Annotated in this window: 11 protein-coding genes; 7 read left to right on the top strand and 4 right to left on the bottom strand. The window is 38.6% G+C overall.

Features of this window, described 5'->3' with window-relative positions:
* Positions 1-62: 62 nt before the first annotated feature.
* Both E0W68_RS12945 and E0W68_RS12940 read left to right on the top strand, forming a co-directional pair.
* Complete coding sequence (locus tag E0W68_RS12945; protein ID WP_135219865.1) at positions 63-1,409, top strand: ammonium transporter; 1,347 nt, start codon at positions 63-65, stop codon at positions 1,407-1,409.
* Positions 1,410-1,480: 71 nt separating this feature from the next.
* Entirely contained in the window at positions 1,481-1,996 is a 516-nt protein-coding gene (locus E0W68_RS12940; RefSeq protein ID WP_135219864.1) for a nuclear transport factor 2 family protein, read from the top strand.
* A gap of 168 nt (positions 1,997-2,164) precedes the next feature.
* Here E0W68_RS12940 and E0W68_RS12935 read toward each other — a convergent pair whose 3' ends face one another.
* From E0W68_RS12935 to E0W68_RS12920, 4 genes are all read right to left on the bottom strand, one after another.
* Positions 2,165-2,998 (bottom strand): DUF4249 domain-containing protein, encoded by an 834-nt coding sequence (locus tag E0W68_RS12935; RefSeq protein ID WP_135219863.1) that lies wholly within the window; start codon positions 2,996-2,998, stop codon positions 2,165-2,167.
* A gap of 5 nt (positions 2,999-3,003) precedes the next feature.
* Positions 3,004-5,619 (bottom strand): TonB-dependent receptor, encoded by a 2,616-nt coding sequence (locus tag E0W68_RS12930; RefSeq protein ID WP_135219862.1) that lies wholly within the window; start codon positions 5,617-5,619, stop codon positions 3,004-3,006.
* A 95-nt stretch (positions 5,620-5,714) separates the two neighbouring features.
* Positions 5,715-6,551: a FecR family protein gene (locus E0W68_RS12925; RefSeq protein ID WP_135219861.1), complete on the bottom strand. Its 837-nt coding sequence runs from the start codon at positions 6,549-6,551 to the stop codon at positions 5,715-5,717.
* A 275-nt stretch (positions 6,552-6,826) separates the two neighbouring features.
* On the bottom strand, positions 6,827-7,354 hold the full coding sequence (locus E0W68_RS12920; RefSeq protein ID WP_135219860.1) for an RNA polymerase sigma factor: 528 nt from the start codon (positions 7,352-7,354) through the stop codon (positions 6,827-6,829).
* Positions 7,355-7,633: 279 nt separating this feature from the next.
* Between E0W68_RS12920 and E0W68_RS12915 the strand changes: the two genes are divergently transcribed.
* From E0W68_RS12915 to E0W68_RS12895, 5 genes are all read left to right on the top strand, one after another.
* On the top strand, positions 7,634-11,599 hold the full coding sequence (locus E0W68_RS12915; RefSeq protein ID WP_135219859.1) for an ATP-binding protein: 3,966 nt from the start codon (positions 7,634-7,636) through the stop codon (positions 11,597-11,599).
* 96 nt (positions 11,600-11,695) lie between these two features.
* On the top strand, positions 11,696-13,084 hold the full coding sequence (locus E0W68_RS12910; RefSeq protein WP_135219858.1) for a peptide-N-glycosidase F-related protein: 1,389 nt from the start codon (positions 11,696-11,698) through the stop codon (positions 13,082-13,084).
* Between the two features lie 88 nt (positions 13,085-13,172).
* On the top strand, positions 13,173-17,516 hold the full coding sequence (locus E0W68_RS12905) for an Ig-like domain-containing protein (protein WP_135219857.1): 4,344 nt from the start codon (positions 13,173-13,175) through the stop codon (positions 17,514-17,516).
* 106 nt (positions 17,517-17,622) lie between these two features.
* Complete coding sequence (locus E0W68_RS12900) at positions 17,623-20,622, top strand: Ig-like domain-containing protein (RefSeq protein WP_135219856.1); 3,000 nt, start codon at positions 17,623-17,625, stop codon at positions 20,620-20,622.
* Between the two features lie 128 nt (positions 20,623-20,750).
* Positions 20,751-22,652 (top strand): immunoglobulin domain-containing protein (locus E0W68_RS12895; protein ID WP_205435341.1); only part of this gene is annotated, 1,902 nt, incomplete at its 3' end.

The raw sequence follows: 22,652 nt of genomic DNA, 5'->3' as shown, positions 1-22,652 counted from the left end.
TAAACACAAACAATCACATATAAATATAATTTTATATTTTTACCCCTATAAAAATAGGGGTTATGAGTAAAAAAATAGAAAAACGCTGGATAATAGCCTTTATTATTACAGCTGCCGTTTGCTTAACAGGGTTATTTTGGGAGCATACCTCCGTAACTGCTTCTAACGAGTTTAACAGTACCGACACTATTGTACCCGCCGATGTAGCGTGGTTACTTACTGCTTCGTGCCTTGTACTGCTCATGACCCCTGGTCTTTCGTTTTTTTACGGCGGTATGGTAGGTAAAAAAAATGTTATTTCTACCATGCTAAAGAGTTTTATCTGCCTTGGGGTAATCAGTATGCTGTGGGTAACCGTTGGTTTCAGTTTGTCATTTGGCAGTCCCATAGGCATTACTATCGACGGTACATATTACGGCATTATAGGCAACCCTCTCGATTTTGCTTTTTTCGATTCTGTAGATGAGCACCCGCATGCACAAATGGCAAGCACCATTCCGTTTATACTCTTCGCCCTTTTCCAAATGAAGTTTGCCGTAATTACACCCGCCATTATTACGGGTGCACTTGCCGAGCGTATCAGGTTTATATCATTCCTGTTATTTATATGTCTTTTCTCTATAGTAATATATGCCCCGTTATGCCACATGGTGTGGCATCCCAACGGACTGCTGGGCAGTTACTTTGGTGTTAAAGATTTTGCAGGCGGTACTGTAGTACACATGAGTGCCGGTTTTGCTGCTATTGCAGGTGTACTGGTATTGGGTAAACGCAAAAATGTAGAGCATATTCCTACCAATATACCTTTTGTACTGCTGGGTACAGGCATGCTTTGGTTCGGGTGGTTTGGTTTTAATGCAGGTTCGGCACTGGCTGCCAATCATACCAGTGCTATGGCTTTTGCCACTACTACTATTGCTTCGGCTGCGGCGATGCTTACATGGGTATTTTTCGACAGGCTCAACGGTCGTAAAGTATCGGCTATGGGGGCGTGCATAGGTGCTGTGGTAGGGCTTGTGGCAATTACCCCCGCTGCGGGTTTTGTATCTGTCCCAAAAAGTATGTTTTTCGGGTTTGCCGCCGCTATAGTATCTAACGTTATGATGCACTGGAAAAGCCTTAAACGTATTGACGATACACTTGATGTTTTTGCCTGCCACGGTGTGGGCGGTATTATGGGGATGATACTAACCGCTGTTTTTGCCGAAGGCGAAAATGCCAGCCTGCTGCATGGCGGTTGGGGTGTTTTCGGGCATCACATGCTGGCACTTATATTGGTGGCTGTATTCTCTTTCTTCGGGGCAATGCTGTTGTATAAATTTACCAACTTGTTTATTCCGCTTCGTGTTTCGGAAGAGGCGGAAGAGCAGGGGCTGGATATTTCGCAACACGGCGAAATGCTTTCTTAGTTTATCGGCTATATTATGACAGGTTAAAAATAGACAGCTTATTTGTATATTGGTCTCAAAACTCTATCCAAATGAAAAAGCTGTTTCTTTTTTTATCTCTTGCAATTGTTGCTTGCAATGCTTTTATAAATACAAAACCTGCCGTTACTGCCGAAAATGAGAAAGAGATTATTAATGCGCTGTTAAACGACTGGCACGTTGCTGCTGCAAATGCCGACTATACTGGTTATTTTAGCAAAATAGCCGATGATGGTTATTTTATTGGTACGGATGCCAAAGAGAATTGGGATAAAAAGGCTTTTGCCATTTTTGCCAAACCGCATTTTGATAAAGGCAAAGCATGGGATTTTAAAACTCTTGAGCGTAATATTTATTTTAGTAAAGACGGTAAAACGGCTTGGTTTGACGAACTTTTGGATACCTGGATGAAGGTATGTCGAGGTTCGGGCGTTTTGGAAAAGGAGGGCAACGAATGGAAAATAAAGCATTATGTACTCTCTATGACAGTGCCAAACGAGGTTACCAAAGAGATTTTGCCGCTTAAGGCTAAATATGAAGATACTGTAATAGCGAAACTGAAAAAGTAATCTGAAAAATACAACCTGCCGGGTGAAATAACTCGGCAGGTTGTATGGGTTTATAATGATTATCTCTTTGAAAGGCAAACGAGCGCATGGGCGATTTATTTGCCGTTGCCAACCTCAATGAAAATCAGTTCAATATAAATACTTTCCGAACAATGAAATAGTATGGGTCTATTGAACAACATAGTACCTGGTGTCTGATTCGCATAGCCTAAAATATCCAAGCGCTTCACTTCCGGTATTATTTTGGTTCAAAATATTGCCTTTTATGTTGGCAGGCGGTGTAGAAAACGGACTGCTGTCGGTAGCCTCAAGTATTAGGTTCATATAATTATGAAACTGCTGTGAAATACCGCGTAGTGTAATTTCAAGTGAAGTGCCCTGTTTAAGCTTATCCTCAGAAAAATCATTCTTTATCTCATTACCGTCATACAGTTCGTCTTCTGTTAATTCGTAATCAGGATAAGGCAAAATATCAGTAGTAAAACTGGTAAGATAATAGTTAGGTTCGCCAACAGGATCATTAAAAAAGACAGCTACTTCCATTTCATCTCCTGTAAAACCTCCGTTTTGCTCTTGTTCTATCCTGTTAATTTCCGATACAGGAATCATTGTTTCCGTAGCGGTATATACCTGCCCGTCTGTTTCTACATATAAAGTATATGTTTTGTGAAGCTCAGGAATAAAATTGGTACATACATAGGTACCCTGCTCATCCGTTTCATTAAAAGTGAATACTATACCATCTGTATTTTCTATATATACCTGCGCGCCCGATACTTTAGGCGGGTTGGGGTTGTAATATGCCGCCATACGGCTAATATTTATGGTTTGCAGTGCGCCATCAGTACCTTTTTGCCACAATATCTCCGCGTCAATAACCACTTTGTCCTCGCCGGTGTCCAAATCTACCTCTATAACATCTTCACATGAAATAAGGCTCAGGCAAAACAGGATAGCAAAACAGTTAAATATCTTTTTTGTAAAAACTATATTATTTTTCATAATGACTAAAATTTAAAGTTATAGGACACACTGGGTATAATTCCAAAAATTGACAGCCGTACTGCCTCATTAACACCGGTATCTTCATTGCTTCCGAATAATATTGATGCTGCGTTTTTCCTGCCGTAAACATTGTATATGCTGAATACCCACTGGCTTTGCCAACCTTTTTTCCTTTCAGGTTTAGGGGTATAGGTAGCCGCCAAATCGAGGTGATGGTATGCCAGCAGCCTGTTTTCATTTCTTGCGGCATAGTTAGGAATTTGAAGTCCTCCAAAATCAAAATAACCATTCGGGTAAGTTACGGGTCTGCCCGATTGCAACGTAAAATTAGCACTGAAAGACCACTTTGGGCTATATTCATAATTTCCGGTTATATTCAGGTTATGCAGTTTATCGTAAACTGATAAATACCATTCGCCATTGGCAACACCCGGCTCTTCGGGGGTTCTTCCTGCTGTTTTTTGTTCTGCTCTGGACAAAGTATAGGAAACCCATCCTGTAAGTGCGCCTGTATTTTTACGCAACAGCATTTCCAGCCCGTACGACCGCCCTTTACCATTTAATAGCGCTCGCTCTATATTATTGTTTGCAAAAATATCTGCCCCATCTACATAATCAATCCTGTTTTGCAGCTTCTTATAAAACACTTCTGTTTCCAGCGAGTATTCTTTATTTTTAAAGTTCCTGAAATAGCCCACTGCAAACTGGTCCAGCAACTGCGGTTTTGTATAGGGCCCACTGGGTGTCCAAACATTCATGGGCAGGGGTGACTGGCTATTGGACAAAATGTGTATGTATTGTGCCATACGATTATAGCTCGCTTTAAATGAGTTATCATCATTTAAAGCATACGACAAGGCAGCTCTTGGCTCTAAGTTGTTAAAGTCGGCAATCTTTTCGCCCCTGCCATAGGATATACTTCCTGTGGGTACAGCCTCTTCATATATACCGTAAACAGGATTATAGGTTATCGGGCTGTTATCGGCATAGGTGCTTATTTCTTCAGCTCCAAAGCGGTAAAACATACTGTAGCGCACACCGTAGCGCAAATTAAGTTTATCGGTAATTTCATGTTCAATATCTAAGTACGCCGATGGTTCCAGAGCATATTTTTTGGCAAATTGCTGGTAATTGAATTGGGAACTGCTGCCATGGGGTTTTAGGGTACCCGGATTGAAATCATAATACGTAGTCTCCAGTCCGTAATTAAAATTTAGCTTTTCCGCTACCTGATATTTCCAGTCATATTTTAGCCCGTAGCTTTTTATGGCACTGTCCCAGTCCAAGCTCTCCGCATCTACACCAAGCCCAAACTTGTAATCGCTGTAAAACAGCGACAGGTTGGTATGCATTTTCTCAGTGAAGGTGTGTTTCCAGTTCAGGTTAGCCATAGTATTACCAAAGTTGCTGGAGAAATTGTTTCCAATATCAAAAACATCACTACCTATATAACCTGAAAAATGCAGGCTGTTATTATCGTTAATCTTATAATTGAACCTTCCGTTTATATCATAAAACATTGCGGAGTTATCATTATTAGCCAGCTTTAAAAACAAGTGTGCGTAAGAGGTGCGCCCTGCCACCATAAACGAACTTACATCTTTTTTTACGGGACCTTCTACCATCAGCTTGCTTGATATAAGACCTATACCGCCATTAACCCGAATACTGTCATACCGCCCGGTTTGTTGGTGTACATCGAGTATGGAAGAGACGCGACCGCCATATTTTGAGGGGATGCCTCCTTTATATAAATCCATACTTTTAACTACATCGGCATTGAAAACTGAAAAGAAACCCATCATGTGCGAATCGCCATATATTGGTGCGCCATCCAGCAGCACCAGGTTTTGGTCGGCAGCACCGCCCCGAACATTAAACCCCGACGAGAGCTCTCCGGCATTGGTAACGCCCGGCAAAGTCATGAGAGATTTGAGCAGGTCCGGCTCTCCCATGGCAACGGGAATTTGCTTAATTTCGCTCATTGTCAAACTGTTAACACTCATTTGTGTTTTTCGTATATCTGTAGCTTTTTTATTCTGGTTAATTACCACTTCTTTAAGGGTCTGTATGTTTTCCTTCATACTGATTTTGATGGTTGTGTTTTTTGAAAGGTTGATTTTCTCTTCTCTTTCTTGAAACCCTATGTAGTTTATAGTCAGCGTGTAGCCTCCTGACGGAAGGTTAAGGGAAAACTTGCCATTTTCATCTGTACTTGCCCACGACTTTGTTTCCCGGATATATATACCAACTCCCGGAAGAGGTAATTGCTGATCATCCAAAATAGTGCCTGATAAAATATAAGTCTTTTGTTTTTGTGTTTCAACTACTTGTTTTACAGTTATATTATCACCTACTATGGCAAACTGTAGTGGCAAGTTTTTACTTAGCACCTGCAATATGGGTTGTATTCCGGTATCATTTAAAGTAATGTTCTCCTTGAGGTACTTTTGGTTGAGGTCAATCCGGTCAATAAAGGCAAACTTATATTCGGTCTGCTGTTCTATTTGGCTGAATATCTCTTTTAAAGTGGTGTTTTGGTTTACTGAAAGAGAAATTTGCTGTGAAAACAAACTCAGACTAAATACTAAAAAGCATGCTGAAAATATATGCTTCATAAATTTTTGTACTTTTGATTAAGTTAAATGGGGTTTGTGACTCTGTTTGATTCAAAAAGGATGTACAGTTTAGCGGCTAGGCATCCTTTTGCATTTTATTGAAAGGTTATTTTCTTTAGCTCTTCATTAATTGATGGGTTTAGATTGCACATTTGGGCGATTATACTTACCACGTTTAATAAGGATTCTTTTTTATTAATTCGTAGTGTTATTTTTTTCTTCAAGTATTCTGCGGGCATCTCAACTTTGTAGCCGTATGATGCCTCGATATATTTAAGAACAGAGATTATTTCTGCGTCATCAAAATCCTTAAATCTGTTAAATGCAACTACCGCGACAGAATCATTGGCATAGATAAATTGTTCTCCGGGTGATAAAATCCAGTTACTGTTATTGTCTTTTACATTCATTTGTACCCGTCCTTCATAGAGGTTAACCTGTACCTTGTTTTTATCGCCCGCAACGGTGAAAGATGTTCCTAATACAGTTGTGACAGTGTGATTGCAGGTTACCATGAAAGGATGCATTTTATCTTTTTGAACCTTAAAGAAGGCTTTACCCTTAAGACTAACCTCTCTATTGGTTTTAAAATCATTCCTGTAACGTATTCCTGAACCGGGCTCCAGTTCTACTACCGAACTGTCGGGCAGAAAGACAACTTTTAAGTCCAGGGTTGGGTTTTCAATCCTATTATAGGCTACACTGCTGTCTTCTTTGTATATGTTAGTAAATGTCATGATACTACCAACTGTTAAAGCTATAACCAAAACGGCAGCAGCAGGGTAAAGCCATTTCCTGAAATGTTTTTTTCGTGCAGGGAATGTTTGCGTGGCAAATTCATCCCATAAAGCTTCTTTACGCTCTTCCGGCTGGTGGGCTGGCTGTGCTTCCCACGCATCGCGAAGCTTTTTTTCAATATCTTTTTCTTCCATGATATTTGTGTTGTTGTATTACAGTTTTTGACAATTAAAACCTTCCTTCGCAAAAAGCGAGCACGCGAGATCAGAAATTTCCCTGTTGGTTTGAATTCTGAAAACATACCCGAACTTTTCATTATAGAAATAGATTAAGGCATCAGAGATACAGCGCCGCAGGAGATGCAGTAAATAATCTGCTTCCTGTTCGGTTACAATATTTGTTTTGAATATCTCAAGCCCCATTTTTTAACTGTTATTTTTAAGTATAACAAACGGGGATAAAAAACTTCCTAATGGCAGGCTGTTTTTTTTGTAATAAATTTATTAGCGAGGTATATGTGGTTGGCTATAGTCTTTTCGGAAAGCTTCGTTATTTCGGCTATTTCCCGATAGGAATAGTTATCCAGCTTATGCAGTGTAAATATTTTTCTTTGTTGCTCGGGCAGTTGATTCAACAGCGCTAAAAGTTGTTTTTTTTGCACCTCTATTTGTAAATGATCTTCTTCCTCATCTTCCTGGTACAGGACAACTTTAAGGGGATCTAAAGAGATAACTTTATTTTCCCTGTTAACATGGTTGATGATTATATTTTTGCAAATTACAAATAGCTGCTTATCAAAAAGTACATCCTCTTTTAGCAAATGTTTTTGTTTATAAAGGTGCAGAAAGGTTTCCTGTACAAAATCTTCGGGGGTAAGGAATTTAAACTCAAATTTTCGAGCCACATGTACCAGCCTGTCAAAATACGCTAGGTAAACTTCTTTAAAAGTTTTTTGGTCTCCTTTTTTTAGGTTTTTGATAAGGCGGGTGTTTTCCATTCTTATTTTTCAGTTATGTATATAACTGCAATAGGTGTTTTATAGTATAGTGGCGGATATAAATTATAAATCTCTAAACGATTTTAAATTTGACAAATAATGAATGTGATTTTTATACAATGTATTAAATGAGGTTTTGTTACTAAATAAAGGCATAAAATTCAGTTTTGTTAAAAAGGCGTTTTAATAAGGTAATAATAATTAAATTAACATTCTTATTGATTATATTGCGCTATGGTTTCTAAAAAAATAGCTATTTAAAATGATTCATGTTCTAAAATGATTTTAAAAAAATCAGTATTTCTATCCTTTTTCTTTTTATTATCTCATTTTCTTTTTTCTCAAAATGTCCGGCACTTATCTGTAGGCGATGGTTTACCTCAGTCGTTTGTATCGGGAATAGTTGAAGATAAGGAAGGGTTTATTTGGATTAGTACACATAATGGTTTAGCCCGCTATGATGGTAATAATTTTAAAATTTTTCAAAATAAACCGAGCGATTCTACTTCTATTTCTTCAAATTTTATATCCCATACGGTTAAAGGAGCCAATGACGATTTGTGGTTAAGGTTTGATAGTGGAGCCATTGATATGTTTGACATGAAAACTCACAAAGTAGAACATGTAGTTACCAATGAGTTTTTAGATAAAAATAAATTAGTAGTTGCAAGAAGGGGCTGGCTCGTTTCTTACTCCGGTTTTTTTTGGTATATAGCACAGAGCGGAAAGGTTTTTAGCTTCAGGCTGCCTAATTTAAATAGTAAACATGAGCATGCAGTAGTTAATAAATATGATTTTGGCAATGAAGCAATCCTTTCTGTCATGGAAGATACAAAGCACAATATATGGGTGCTTAGTGAAAACTCCATATCTAAGTTAGATGCCAATAAAAATGAATTTATTAATTATACCATACCCTATACTACTGATTTTGATTTTAAGTTTGACTTTGGGGAAGAGATACCTGTTATAGTTGAAAGAGATACCGGAGAGTTAATGTGGATGGATAAAAAACATCTGTATTTTTTTACCCCTTTAAAAAAAGGGTTTAAAAGAATTAAATTGCCTGAAGAGGCTGTTTTTAACGGAAAGCTTTTAACTAAAGGACCTGAAGGGAAAGAGTATTTTCAGGTAAATAACACAATTTATAGTTATAATGATACCTCAGTTTTTACAAAAGAGGCAGGGTTAACCCTAAGCAACAACAGAGACACACAGGCATTGTTAGTAGATGATTCAGGGCTTATATGGCTCGGGGCTAATACAGACGGACTTTATCAAATTGATTTGAATACAAATTTTAAATCATTCAGGTATAATAAAGATTTTGCTGTCGATCTTTTGAAAAAAGAATTAGGAGTATCCGTTTATGATTTTTTCAATATCAGTTCGATAGATAGGGGGCTTTTATCTCCTGCTTATTATTTAAGGTCGGCTCATGACAGGCAAAGAGATATAACCTGGGTAGCCATTAACCGCACCGTAGGCTATTTTAATACTTTTGACAAAAAGCTAAAAAAACTTCCTGCCCTGCCGGGAACCCGGTCTCAATCAGAAAACTTTAACCCGATAAAAGGGATAACATTATTGCAAAACAAAAGCCTTGTAGTAATAGATCAGTCAAATAATATTTTTATTTATAAAGAGGAATTATCTTCTTGGCAAAAACTTTTTTCACAAGAGGAAATAAAAAAATCAATTGGATTTACAGTTAACCCAAGCGGGCTATTGGCAGATGAAAATAACTTATGGATAACTACAGAATATAATGGTGTATTGTATATCGATTTAAATAAAAAGAAAGTTTCGCAACTATCTAAAAATACGGTCAAAAATAAAATACCTGCCCGTAAGCTTTATGGTATTGTACCCGATAAAACAAATCAGCATATATTATGGATAGCAAGTAACCTCGGTTTATTATGTCTTGACAAAAACACCTTAAAAAGCACACTGTTCTCGGTAGAAGAAGGGCTTCCTGATAACATGATTTATTCGATATTAATGGATGAAGTGGGTTATTTATGGTTGGGAACCAACAAAGGTTTGTGCAGATTTGATACAAAAACATACCAAACCAGAACTTTTACAGAGCGTCACGGGCTGCCTTGTTTTGAATTTAACAGATACCATCAGTTTTACTTTCCTGACGGAAGAATTGCTTTTGGGGGTGTTGACAGTGGTGTAATATTCAATCCGCTACTCATAAAAGATGATCTGTTTAACCCTAATACGGCAGTAACCGGTATTAAAATAAACAACACTCCTTTTAAAGAAGAAATACCCTCTAATACAATAACTCACATTGAGTTGCCTTACAATCAAAACACACTATCAATACAATATGCTGCTTTAGAGTTCAGCCAGCCACAGGATATAGTATATCGGTACAGGTTAACAGGATATGACAATAACTGGGTAGTTTCGGGAAATAAAAGAGAAGCTACCTATACAAAAGTACCTCCGGGCAGCTACCTGTTTGAAGTAAATGCGACTAATATTACAGGAAAATGGAGTACCAAAGTAAAAACAGTTACTATAAAAATACTGCCGCCATGGTGGGCAACCTGGTGGGCTTTCAGTAGTTACATATTAGTAGCGGTACTAATTACAATAATGTTTATAAACTACAGTATAAAACAAGGGCTAATAAAAAACGAAATTTTATTAAAACAAAAAGAAGCAGAGCAGCTTAGAGAAATGGATGAAGTAAAAAGCCGCTTCTTTTCTAATATAACACATGAACTCAGGACACCGTTAACTTTAATTATGGGACCTGCCGAACAGTTAAAAAAAGTAAATGAAAAGGAACAGCAAAACCACCTTTTATCAATAATAACTAAAAATGCCAATAGCCTTTTAAACCTAACCAATCAATTACTCGATATTGCCAAGTTAGAAGCAGGAGCTTTAAAACCCTATATTTTATTAGGAGATATTGTTTCCGAAATTAAACAGGTTATAGAAGTCTTCAGCGAAGAAGCCGCTACAAAAAACAATACGATAAAATTTGAAGGCCCTGAGAAGGCAGAGTATTTTTTTGCCCCTGATATATTGGAAAGAATTATGTACAACCTTCTTTCCAACGCACTTAAATATAGCAATCCCGGAGATGAAGTTACAATAAAACTTACCGAAGAGCATACAGGAATTACGCTTGAAATTAAAGATACAGGGAGAGGAATACCTAAAAATGAACTCGAGAATATTTTTAAACGATTTTATCATATAGACTACGATAAAAAAGAAGTGGGGGCAGGAATAGGCTTATCCCTCGTAAAAGAACTTATAGAATTGCAAGAAGGAGCTATAGATGTAAACAGTACCTACGGAGAAGAAAATCATGGTACTGCCTTCACGATTTTTCTTCCGTATAAAAAGCCTGATAAGCAAGCAGTAGTTACTGCTGCAACTAAGGCAGAAACAGCAGAAGATACAACGAATGTAAATTTATCAATAAAATCAAATAATAAACCCACTGTTTTATTGGTAGAAGATAATAAAGAGTTAGCCTCTTTTATAGAAACAAGCCTTAAACCGTATTACAACATTTTTTATGCCGAAAATGGTAAAGCAGGCATTGATATGGCTCTGGAAATTATTCCGGACTTGATATTAAGTGATGTACTTATGGACGAAATGGATGGTTTTGAAATGTGCCGATTTTTAAAAGAAGACATTAATACCGACCATATTCCGATTATTCTTTTAACAGCAAAATCTGATACCGGTAGTAAACTCGAAGGATTGTCGTATAAAGCAGACGATTATATCACCAAACCGTTTAACGTTTCGGAATTGTTATTGCGAATAGAAAACAGACTTGAACTACAAAAAAAGCAAAGAAATTATATTTACAGAAAATTCAAACTACTTCCTGAAGAAACTAAAGCAGACGGTAAAATGCAAGATGCCGTTGTTGAAGACAGCTTTTTGCAAAAAGTATATGAAGTTATAGAAAACAGACTGGATGACGAAACATTGAGTGTTGAAGAATTGGCAGCAACTTTAAATATGAGCAGAACCAGCCTGCACCGAAAAATAAAAACACTTACCAATATGACTACGGGCGAAATTATTAAGGTATATCGCTTAAAAAAAGCTGTTTTACTCTTACAGGAAAACTATAATATCTCGGAAGTAGCCTATAAAACAGGTTTTGGGAGCCCTTCCTACTTTGCCAAGTGCTTTAAAGAGGTGTATTCTTTGACCCCAACGCAATACACCCAAAAAAATACACTTTGAAACGATAGTTACAGCATTTGAAACAAATTTTACATAGTTACTGTTAAAAAAATCAGAGGTTTACACTTTAACAATTTTTTAAACTTTATTTTAACTATGAGTAAAATTACGTTTCCCGGTAACCTTAATTTAAGCGTTACAGGCTTTAAAAGCATTGTGAAATTTTTGCTGCTGATTTTTATTGTAGGAAATACTGCAAAAAGTACTGCTCAAGATACTTTTACCGTTTTTGATGAAGTCCTTTTCTATGACGGATATGCAGAAACAGTAGATGAACCTGTCCCCGAAGGTACATTACGCCTTAGCAATTCATGCTATACCCGAAAGCTTGGTGCAGATGAATTAGCTGCCTTTGGCAATATACTAACAATGGATATTACTATTAAAGCAGCATGTGACAATTATGACCGAATTGGCAGTGTCAATCTTGCTTTAGTGCCCACAGGTCAGGAATCATATACTTATAATGAGGTACAAAGAATCGAGTTGGGAAGGTATATTACCCCTTTTATGGATAAAAATGACCAACCGGATGAAGTACCATACAGTTTTACAATAGATAATGTTGCCCAGATTTTTAAAAACGAAACAATTTTGGCAGATTATGATATATGGATTGAACTGGAGCTATTTGGCGTTCCGTATGCTGCTAACAATGAAATTGCGGGATGCAACGGCAGAAATGACGTGTTTTATGGTACTCTTGAATTTGTTACCGATGTAGATACTACAGTCGAGTATGCCGATAACTTTCTTCTTCCGCTTTCTTTCAAATATCTACTGAGAGATTATACGCTTGACGGTACGGATATTCTTGGCGAAACAATGAGAACCATAACATTTACTCTTGAAGAAGATGTACCAAATGCAAAACTACACCTGATAACATCAAACCATGGGGCTAACTCAGGCGGAGAAGAGTACATAAGGAGATGGCACTACGTGTATTTTGATAATGAAGAGGTATTAAGCTACAAACCGGGCGGAATTTCCTGTGAGCCCTTTAGGATTTATAATACCCAAGGGAATGGTATTTACGGACCAAGCCCAAGAACAGATGCAGAGTGGGCTTCTTTCAGTAATTGGTGCCCCGGCGATAAAATTCCTATTCGCGTTATAGAGCTGGGCAACCTTGCTGCCGGCGAGCATTCCTTTAAAATAGATGTACCGGATGCCGTTTTTAACGGAGATCAGGGCGAGTTCCCAATGTCTGTATATCTGCAAGGGTTTAGCGAAACTTTAGCAACACAATCGTCTGTTAAAACCAACTTTAGTTTAACCCCTAATCCTGTAACCGACATATTGAATATTGATGTTCAGGAAACCGAAGTGGTGAATGTTACTATTACCGCCATAACAGGACAAACCGTTTTCGAATCGCAATCATCAGTACTCAATTTATCGCAACTTCAAAGCGGTATATACATCATTAAAATACAGTTTAACAATAACCAAACAACTGTAAAAAAGATAGTTAAAAAATAATCAGGTTATAAGTTTATTATTTTTATTTAGACTGCATAAAAATTAATATTTTTACAAACACATTCTTTAAACAAAAAATCTATTAATTATGAATAAAATTTACCTAAATCAACACGGTAGAGGAAGGTTTCTCCTTACCCTGTTAACAATCTTATTTTATGCGGGCTTAAATGCCCAAAATTGGGAGTATATAGGCTCTTCATCAGGTATCTCAGCAAGCGGAGCAGGTTCTGTAAGTACAGGTTTAGACCAGGACGGAAACGTCTATGTGTCTTATTATGACACTTCTGTATCAAAAGGAACCGTTCAGCAATATTCAGGCGGAGCCTGGAGCTATGTAGGTGGCACAGCAGGTATTACAGAGGGGTTTGCAAACTATAATTCGTTTAGTGTTCATAGCTCCGGAAATTTATACTTTACAAACCAAAATAATGGCATGCAAGTAAGGCAATTTGATGGCTCATCATGGAACTTGCTAACGCCTGCAACAACCAATGCAATTAATTACCAAACCAGTGCAGTAACTGAGGGGAACATGCTATTGGTAGCAAACGGTGAAAATAACGGAACGGTGAAACGCTATTCAGGAGGCACTTGGGAACAGGTAGGCGCAACCGGTTTCACAGCAGGTGTTCCTTTCTTCATGGATGCAGTTATTGATTCGAATGATAAGATGTACATAAGCTTTAGCAATAATGGCTATGTACATGTATATGAAAATGATGTCACAGCAGGTTCTTCAACAAGTTGGATACCTACAGGCGGAGAAGCAAATATTGCACCGGCTTCTTCTTCAGAAAACTACAAATCAGCTATAGCTATAGATAGTAATGACAACCTCTATTTAGCTTATGTTTCTAATTCAGGCGGAGGGCAAAAACTTAATGTAAAAAAATATGACGGTACTTCGTGGACGCAATTAGGCGCAGAAAATTTTACAACAGGAAGGGTACAGCATGTGAGTATAGCAGTTAGTGCTGACGGTACACCATATGTAGCCGTTAGTAACTGGGAGGATGCAGACTTTCTTAAAAATTATGTAGTAGGCTATAACGAAGCAGAAGATACTTGGGAACAAATAGGCGATGGATATATCTCTGCAGGACAGGCTACATATAACTCTTTACAAGTTGATTCAGATAATAATTTATTATTAGCCTTCGCAGATAGTAATGTAGGTAAACTTGTAATGCTTACTTATGATCTTGACACTTCAGAAGAAACACCGCAAACAACTATTAACCCTGTAACAATTACTTCAGGATTTAATCATGATATTATTGCCAATGGTATAGGTAATGCTTCGGCAAGTTCTGATATAGGATTTGATGAAGTAAACAGCAGAGCATTAGTATCATTAGATTTTCAGCCAACTTCAGGGTCCGGTTTCCCAACATACGGATTACCCACTAATGGTTTAATTACAAGTGCCGTTACACCTGATGTTACTTTTCAGCTTGCAGATTATTCGGGAGATAACGCCTTATTCCTTACTCCAAATTATGTGGGTACGGGTACAAGCACAGGAACATTAGAACTTTCAGTAGAAAACGCTACTAACTTATATTTACTTACCGCCACCGCAGGCGGAGGGGTACAATATTTACCTCTAAATGTTACCATAAATTTTGACGACAATACCACGCAAGATGCAACAATATCAGTATCAGACTGGTACAGCGGTACAAGCGCAGCAATACAAGGAATAGGCAGGGTTAACAGAGCTAATAACAACCTTGAAGGAAATGCTACCGATCCGCGACTTTATGAATATACAATAGCCGTTGATGCAGCAAATCAAAACAAAAACATAACCAGTATAGATTTTAGTTTTGATGGCCAGCAAACTGCCGAATATGGCAATGAGATTCGTTTATCGCTATTAGCGGTAAGCGCTCAAAATACAAGTTCTAACCAGTCATTGGAATGTGTGTTTACACCGCTCTCGCTTACAGGATTTAACCACGATGTTGTAGCAGAAGGCACAGGTGGCAATGCTAATGAAAAAGCCTCTCATCCGATAGATGGAGCCAATGCATTTTTTGCACAGGACTTTGTACCCACCAACCCACACGCTTCGGGAGCAAGTGCGGCAGCATACGGTGGCGGACTTCCAAATGATGGTTATATAGACAGTAGTGCTACAGAAGGATTAATGTACCAAATAGCAGATTACACAACCAATAATGCTTTAGTTTTAAGAAACTCTACCACCAATACCGGAACATTAGAGCTAACCGAACAGAAAAAAGCCGAGAAACTTTATATAGCGTGGGTAAGTGCCGAAGGCAGTAATAGTGTTGATGTAGCAGTTAACTTTGCCGACGGCTCTTCCCAAACTTTTACTTCGCAAAACGCTTCAGATTGGTGGTCAACCAACCCTAATGCCGCTACAGTAGCTATGGGAAGCATTGGTAGAGTATCGGTAATAACAACTGCTGCTTGGGCTCCTGTAAACAGCTTTAGTGGATTGACACAAACCCAGCTTTTCCAAACAGAATTTATATTAGATGAGGAAAACCATAACAAACTGATAGAATCTGTTACTTTCAACAAAGAAACATCTTCTAATAACGCTACCACTACTGCTGTAATAGCTTTAAGTATTTGCGAAACGCAGGGGGAAACACAAATAAACCCTGAAACATTAGCTATAAACACGCTAAACGATGTTCCTGCTGAAATAACAACAAATGGCGGTACACTGCAACTTGAGGCAGTTGTATCACCTGAAGGAGCTTCCCAATCAGTTGATTGGTCAATAACAGAAGGCTCTGATTTTGCTACAGTTGATGAAAATGGTTTAATTACCGCTACGGGCAATGGCGCTGTTACCGTAACAGCTACATCTACTATTGATGATACTATTAGTAATACCATTACTATTACCATTTCAGGGCAGGAAATTAGTTATTGCACACCTGTATTTACATCAAACCTTGGATGTGGAAATTACAGACTAAGAAATGTATCTATTGGTGATATAGAAAATGATGCTACCGCAGCAAGCTGCCTTACATCAGATTATTTATCATTAAACACTACACATGAACCGGGAGAAACAGTAAATTTCTCTATAACATTAGGGAACTGGATGTCTTTTGCAATATATGCTGATTTTAATGCTGATGGAGATTTTGATGACGAAGGAGAAATGTTGTTTGCAGGCAATCCGGCATGGGTAACTGCCATAGAAACCGTTACAAACTCATTTGTTTTACCTTCGGATATTACTCCCGGAAATTACAGAATGAGAGTAGTTGCTGTTTGGGGAGATAATTCTGCTAATCCCCCTGTTACAGAAGGTCAGGCTTGCTATACATTTAACAGAGAAGGAAGCGGTAACTTCCATGACTATACCTTAACAATTATTGAACAACAAAATAATGTAGCAGTTAATACACAAGGCAGTGTTCCTGCCGAAATAACTGTTGATAATGGTACTTTACAACTGGTAGCAACTGTAACACCTGTTGCGCAAGATGTAACTTGGACTATAGTTTCAGGCAATGAATATGCTACAGTAGATGCGAACGGCGTTGTAACTGCCACAGATAATGGTACAGTAACCGTAAGAGCAGCCTTAGCAGGTGATGCTACAGTATATGATGAAATAGAAATAACAATTTCTAACCAAACAGTAGCCGTAACAGGTATAACAGTAACAGTACAAGACAATGCACCGGCAGAAATTATAACAAATGGCGGAACATTGCAGCTTATAGCAACCATAGCACCGGAAGATGCTACTAATACAGATGTAACATGGAGTATAACATCAGGTAGTGAATATGCTACGGTAGATGAAAATGGTGTAGTTACAGCAATAGCCAATGGTACCGTAACCGTAAGAGCAACATCGGATGCTGATGGTACTATTTATGACGAAATAGATGTCGTAATTTCTAACCAAACAGTAGCCGTAACAAGTATAACAGTAACGGTACAAGACAATGCACCGGCAGAAATTACAACAGAAAACGGAACGCTACAACTTATAGCTACAATTACTCCCGAAGATGCTACTAATACAGATGTAACATGGAGCATAACATCAGGTGGTGAATATGCTACAGTAGATGAAAATGGAGTTGTAACCGCTATAGCAAACGGTACAGTAACCGTAAGAGCCACTTCGGATGCAGATGGCACTATATATGCAGAAATAGAGGTAGTTATAAACATTCCGCTATCAACAGCAGACTTTGAGAAGTCGAACTTTACAATTTATCCTAACCCTGTATTCGATGTAGTAAACATACAAACTTCGAAAGAAATTCAGGAAGTTAAACTATACAACATAGTTGGGCAGGAAGTATATACAGGAACATCAAGCGTAATTAACCTTCATAATTTTCAGGCAGGTTATTATGTAGTTCAGGTAAGTTTTAAAAATGGTAATGTAAGTTCTGTAAAAATTATTAAGCAATAATTTATCCTTTAAAGCTTGTACAGACCTAAGCCAGCGCGATAGTCTGTACAAGCTTTTACCAATACCGTAAAGCTATATACCAAAGCTTTAAAAACAATCAAAAATTATGAAAAAGCTTTTTTTTACTACCCTTTGCTTTTTTGCATTCTATATAATGCAGGGGCAAACAACCTATAGCATGATTAACAATACAAGTGTAACCACTTGTTCCGGTGTTTTTACCGATTCAGGGGGACAGTTTGTTAATTATGGTGCTCAGGAAAACCTTATCATGACCTTCTGTTCTGACAGTACAGAAGATATGCTGAGCTTTGAATTTACTCAATTTGTGTTGAACGGAGGTGTTGATTTTTTATACGCTTATGATGGAACAGATACATCGGCACCCCTTATCGGAACATACTCCGCAACTAATCCCGGTACAATTGTTTCGCCAACTCCGGGAGGGTGTATAACCTTCAGGTTTACATCCGGTCTTAGCCCAAATACAGGTTGGATGGCAACTGTTTCATGTATAACTCCTATAGAAAATAATGAGTGTACAGGAGCAACAGTTCTTACAGTAAATCCTACTTCTGATTGCGTAGATTTTTCAGAAGTTTCCTTTACCGGGGCAACCCCGTCTGCCGAAGCGGTATGCACAGGCACTAACGGAGGAGATGTGTGGTATGAGTTTACAGCTACAAACCCTTCACACATCATTACACTAAGCAATTTTGCGGTAGGCAATTCTTCTGCCCAGCCTTATGTGGTATCATTATACAACAATAACTGTGAAGGCAATTTGGGCACACCGCTTTATTGTAGCTCAAGCAACGGTATAAGTGCCGTTGGGCTTACCGTAGGAGAAACCTATAAAGTAAGAGTATCTCTTAATTCAAATGCACCAATTTTATTATCTGATGTTTGTGATATCTGTATTACTACACCTGATGTAACTCAAGGAAATAATGAATGTTTAGTAACAACAATAAATTTCGATTTTGAACAACCGGAAATTGATTTAGGTGGTTGGGGAATGTTCAATCACAATGCAGTACCAGGCTGGCGAACTACAGCTTCTGACCAAATGATTGAATATTGGTCAACAGGTTTTAACGGAATACCCTCTTACAGTGGCAACCAGTTTATAGAGCTAAATGCCAACCTTGTATCAGGAGTATATCAGGATTATGTAGCGCCCGAAGGGACCGTATTTAACTATGGTTTTGCCCATAGAGGACGACTGGGTACAGATACTTGCCAGTTACTGGCAGGACCTCCGGGAGGACCATATACGGCAGTAACTTCTGTTTCTACAGGTACATCTGGCTGGAGCTATAACACAGGGACTTATACCGTACCGATTGGACAGCCGGTAACCCGATTCATTTTTGAGTCCGTAAGCAGCGTAGGAGGTTCAACAGTAGGTAACTTTTTAGATGCTATTTCTTTTACAGCAAGTACAGGTATAGTAACCCCCAGCCCTGTTGCTGCAAATTGTGGCGACCCTGTAGTAGCTATTGAAGCCATAGGAGCAGGAACATGGATTCCTTATGATACTAACCCTTCGTCAACAGTAATAGCAAATCCTAACAGTAATACCACAACTATATCAGGTTTTACCCTTTCGGGAGAGTATTATTATGAATGGTCAACACCATTTTGTAACAGCACAATAATAATAAACTATGCAGGAGGCAATGTCCCTGCGCCCATAGTAACCGATGTAAATTACTGTGTCGGAGATGTAGCAGCAGTATTATCTGCTGATATCTTGACGGATCATACTGCTGTTTGGTATGCCAATGAAACAGGAGGTACACCATTGGCAGAAGCCCCAACACCAAATACTTCGGTAGCAGGCACTACCATATACTATGTAAGCCAGTTAAGCAATAGCGGTTGCGAGAGTCCGCGAGCTGCTGTAACAGTTACCGTTACCGCAATGCCCGTAGCAGATATTCTACCCGATGTAACAGAGTGTGGTTCTTATACATTACCTGCTTTAAATACTAATAATAATTATTATACCAGTACAGCAGGCACCGGTGATATGCTCGCTGTGGGCACTGAAATAACAGCAGACCAAACTGTTTACATATATGCCCAAGTTACGGGTACAAACTGTAATGATGAAAGCAGTTTTAGTATTACCATTATCAATACACCTGTTCCTGCAGTAAATGATGTAACATATTGTGAAGGGGCTGTAGCTGAATCATTAACTGCCGAAACACTCCCTGATTATACAGCAATTTGGTATGCCGATGAAACAGGAGATACGCCATTGGCAGAAGCTCCGACACCGGATACATCTGTGATAGGTATTACTACCTATTACGTAAGTCAATCTGAAACCAATGGATGCGAAAGCGCCAGAGTTCCGCTTACAGTAACAGTTATAGCACTGCCTGTGGCAGATGTAATAGGCAATCAAACAGCGTGCGACTCCTATATATTACCAACCCTAAGCACTAATAATAATTACTATACAGGCTCAGGAGGCACAGGAGATATACTAAGCGCAGGTACTGAAATAACAGCAAATCAAACGGTTTATGTATATGCCCAAACACCGGGAAGTAACTGTACCGACGAAAGCAGTTTTGAAGTTACGATAGTTCCTACGCCTGTACCGGGGATTGTAGGAGGCTGTATAGGTGCAAAATATACTCTGGAAGTTTCCCTTGATGAAAACTACACCCTTGATGAGGTAACTATTGAATGGATAAATCCTTCGGGAGCCACAGTAAGTACTGAAAACGTAGTTGATGCTGAACAGGAGGGAGACTACACCGTTATCATCACTCCTATTTCAGGAAATGGCTGTACAGCAACATTAGTGCAAAATGTAAATAGTATAGCATGCCTTATACCAAGAGGTATTTCTCCTAACGGTGATGAGATGAACGACACTTTCGACCTTAGCGGTTTTAATGTAAACAGTATAAGTATTTTCAACCGTTACGGTAAAGAAGTTTTTAATTATGGAACTTATACCAACCAATGGTATGGTCAGACTAATGATGGTGATGAACTCCCTACAGGTACTTATTTCTACTCGTTAGAACTTGACAGAGGAGAAAGTAAAACCGGATGGGTATATATAAATAGAGAACAATAATCCAGAACCTAATAGCAGGCTACCTGTTTTCATAAAAATGTAGTAGTGTTTATAGCAAGGGTAGCCTGTTTTTTCTGGAAGAAAGAAAGATTACATACACACATGAAGAAGAAAAATTGCCCCATTTTATGAAATCAAAAGAAAAATATTACTTAACAAAAATTATAGTTTATACAGTACTGTTATTAGCATGTAATCATAGCTATAGCTTTTCTGAAAACACAATACTTTTGCCCCCCGTTAATGATGATTGTTCGGGAGCAATTACTTTAACAGTCAACCCTACAGAGGTTTGTACCAATAGCACCACTATAACATATACACAAGCTACAGCCTCAACTCAGGGTGCTGTATGCACTTCCCAAAACGGTGCCGATGTATGGTATGAATTTACAGCAAATGCTACATCGCAAACCATCACACTATCTGATTTTACAGGCATGGCGCAACCAATGGTCATCGTTCTGTATGAAGGAGACTGTACAACACTTACCCAACTATCCTGTAGCCAGAATAATGTACTAAATGCCTCAGGGTTAACAATAGGAGAAGTCTATAAAGTAAAGGTTTATTTCAGCATACCCTCTCCCAACCTTAACAATACGCTTGACATCTGTATAACAACTCCGCCGCCGCCATCTAACAACAATCAAACAGATTGTTTAATAACCACTATAAATTATGATTTTGAGCTCCCTGAAATTCCCGGAGGAGTCGTGTTTATTAATCATAATGAAGTACAAGGTTGGAGAACAACAGCCTCAGACCAAGCAATGGAATTTTGGGGACCGTCAAACCCGGGCAATGTTCCCGCCTATAGCGGAACACAATTTATAGAGCTTAATGCCAATGTAGTATCAGGTATTTACCAGGATTACCAAACACCACAGCCCACAGTATTTACTTATGGTTTTGCCCACAGAGGGCGTTTGGGAACAGATACCTGTCAGCTATTGGCAGGCCCCCCTACAGGACCGTTTTTACCTGTAGGAGCTCCAACATCTACAGGTAGCAGTAGTTGGAGTTATAATACCGGAACATATGAAGTGCCGGAAGGGCAAACGATAACCCGATTTATTTTCCAATCAATATCAAGTGTTGGAGGAGCAAGCCTCGGTAACTTTTTAGATGCTATTAGTTTTACGGCTAATAATGGCATAATTTCTCCTAATCCTTTTAATATGGATTGTGGAGATTTGACGGCCAACCTTGTGGCTGCGGGTGTAGGTACTTGGTCAGCACACCCTGATAATCCGTCGCCAGTTACCATTTCAGACCCTTCAGCCAATAATGTCCAAATTTCAGGATTTACACTTCAAGGAAATTATTATTTTAACTGGACTACGCAATACTGTACCAGTACAATAGAAGTAACTTATACAGGAGCAACTCCGCAAAATCCCGTAGTTAATGATATTACCTATTGCCAAAATCAAACAGCCGTACCTATTAATATTCCTGCAAATCAACCAAATAATACCATAATTTATTATTCAGGTGGTTCACAGCTATCGGAAGCTCCAACTCCTGATACCTCTGCGTTAGGAAGTACAACCTATTATGTTATTCAGGAATCAGATGCCGGTTGCCAAAGTGTAGCCGTTCCCCTTATAGTTACAATAGTTCCGGGAGAAACCCCTGCAACAGGTTTTACACTTCCTGAAGAAGTATGTGATAGTGATATTTCTATAACACCCACACTAGACCCAGACATAACACCGGAAGGTATTTTTACAGCTACCCCCGGCGTTGTAATAGACGCCTCAACAGGAACAATAGATTTACTTTCCAGTACTTTAGGCACTCACGATATTACCTATACAATAGCAGAAAATGCAAATAATTGTATTACCGAAAGTAGCAGTACCGTAACAATAACAATAAATTCAGCACCCACATTAATATCAGCCACCCCTTTAGAGTTATGCGACGACAACTTCGATGGTTTCGCCATATTCGATTTAACCCCTGCGGGAGCCGAAGTAATCGACGGACAAACCGGACTAACCGTAACCTACCACGAAACCCTG

Origin of the sequence: Flavobacterium salilacus subsp. salilacus, assembly GCF_004634195.1 — a bacterium.
Classification (GTDB): Bacteria; Bacteroidota; Bacteroidia; order Flavobacteriales; family Flavobacteriaceae; genus Flavobacterium; species Flavobacterium salilacus.
Note: the sequence above shows the minus strand (reverse complement) of the source record. Positions and strands in the feature narration are given on the sequence as shown.

Coding starts and splice junctions, on each gene's coding strand:
- E0W68_RS12930 (WP_135219862.1), bottom strand. CDS start 5,619: ATGAAGCATATATTTTCAGCATGCTTTTTAGTATTTAGTCTGAGTTTG.
- E0W68_RS12945 (WP_135219865.1), top strand. CDS start 63: ATGAGTAAAAAAATAGAAAAACGCTGGATAATAGCCTTTATTATTACA.
- E0W68_RS12910 (WP_135219858.1), top strand. CDS start 11,696: ATGAGTAAAATTACGTTTCCCGGTAACCTTAATTTAAGCGTTACAGGC.
- E0W68_RS12900 (WP_135219856.1), top strand. CDS start 17,623: ATGAAAAAGCTTTTTTTTACTACCCTTTGCTTTTTTGCATTCTATATA.
- E0W68_RS12940 (WP_135219864.1), top strand. CDS start 1,481: ATGAAAAAGCTGTTTCTTTTTTTATCTCTTGCAATTGTTGCTTGCAAT.
- E0W68_RS12915 (WP_135219859.1), top strand. CDS start 7,634: ATGATTTTAAAAAAATCAGTATTTCTATCCTTTTTCTTTTTATTATCT.
- E0W68_RS12935 (WP_135219863.1), bottom strand. CDS start 2,998: ATGAAAAATAATATAGTTTTTACAAAAAAGATATTTAACTGTTTTGCT.
- E0W68_RS12920 (WP_135219860.1), bottom strand. CDS start 7,354: ATGGAAAACACCCGCCTTATCAAAAACCTAAAAAAAGGAGACCAAAAA.
- E0W68_RS12905 (WP_135219857.1), top strand. CDS start 13,173: ATGAATAAAATTTACCTAAATCAACACGGTAGAGGAAGGTTTCTCCTT.
- E0W68_RS12925 (WP_135219861.1), bottom strand. CDS start 6,551: ATGGAAGAAAAAGATATTGAAAAAAAGCTTCGCGATGCGTGGGAAGCA.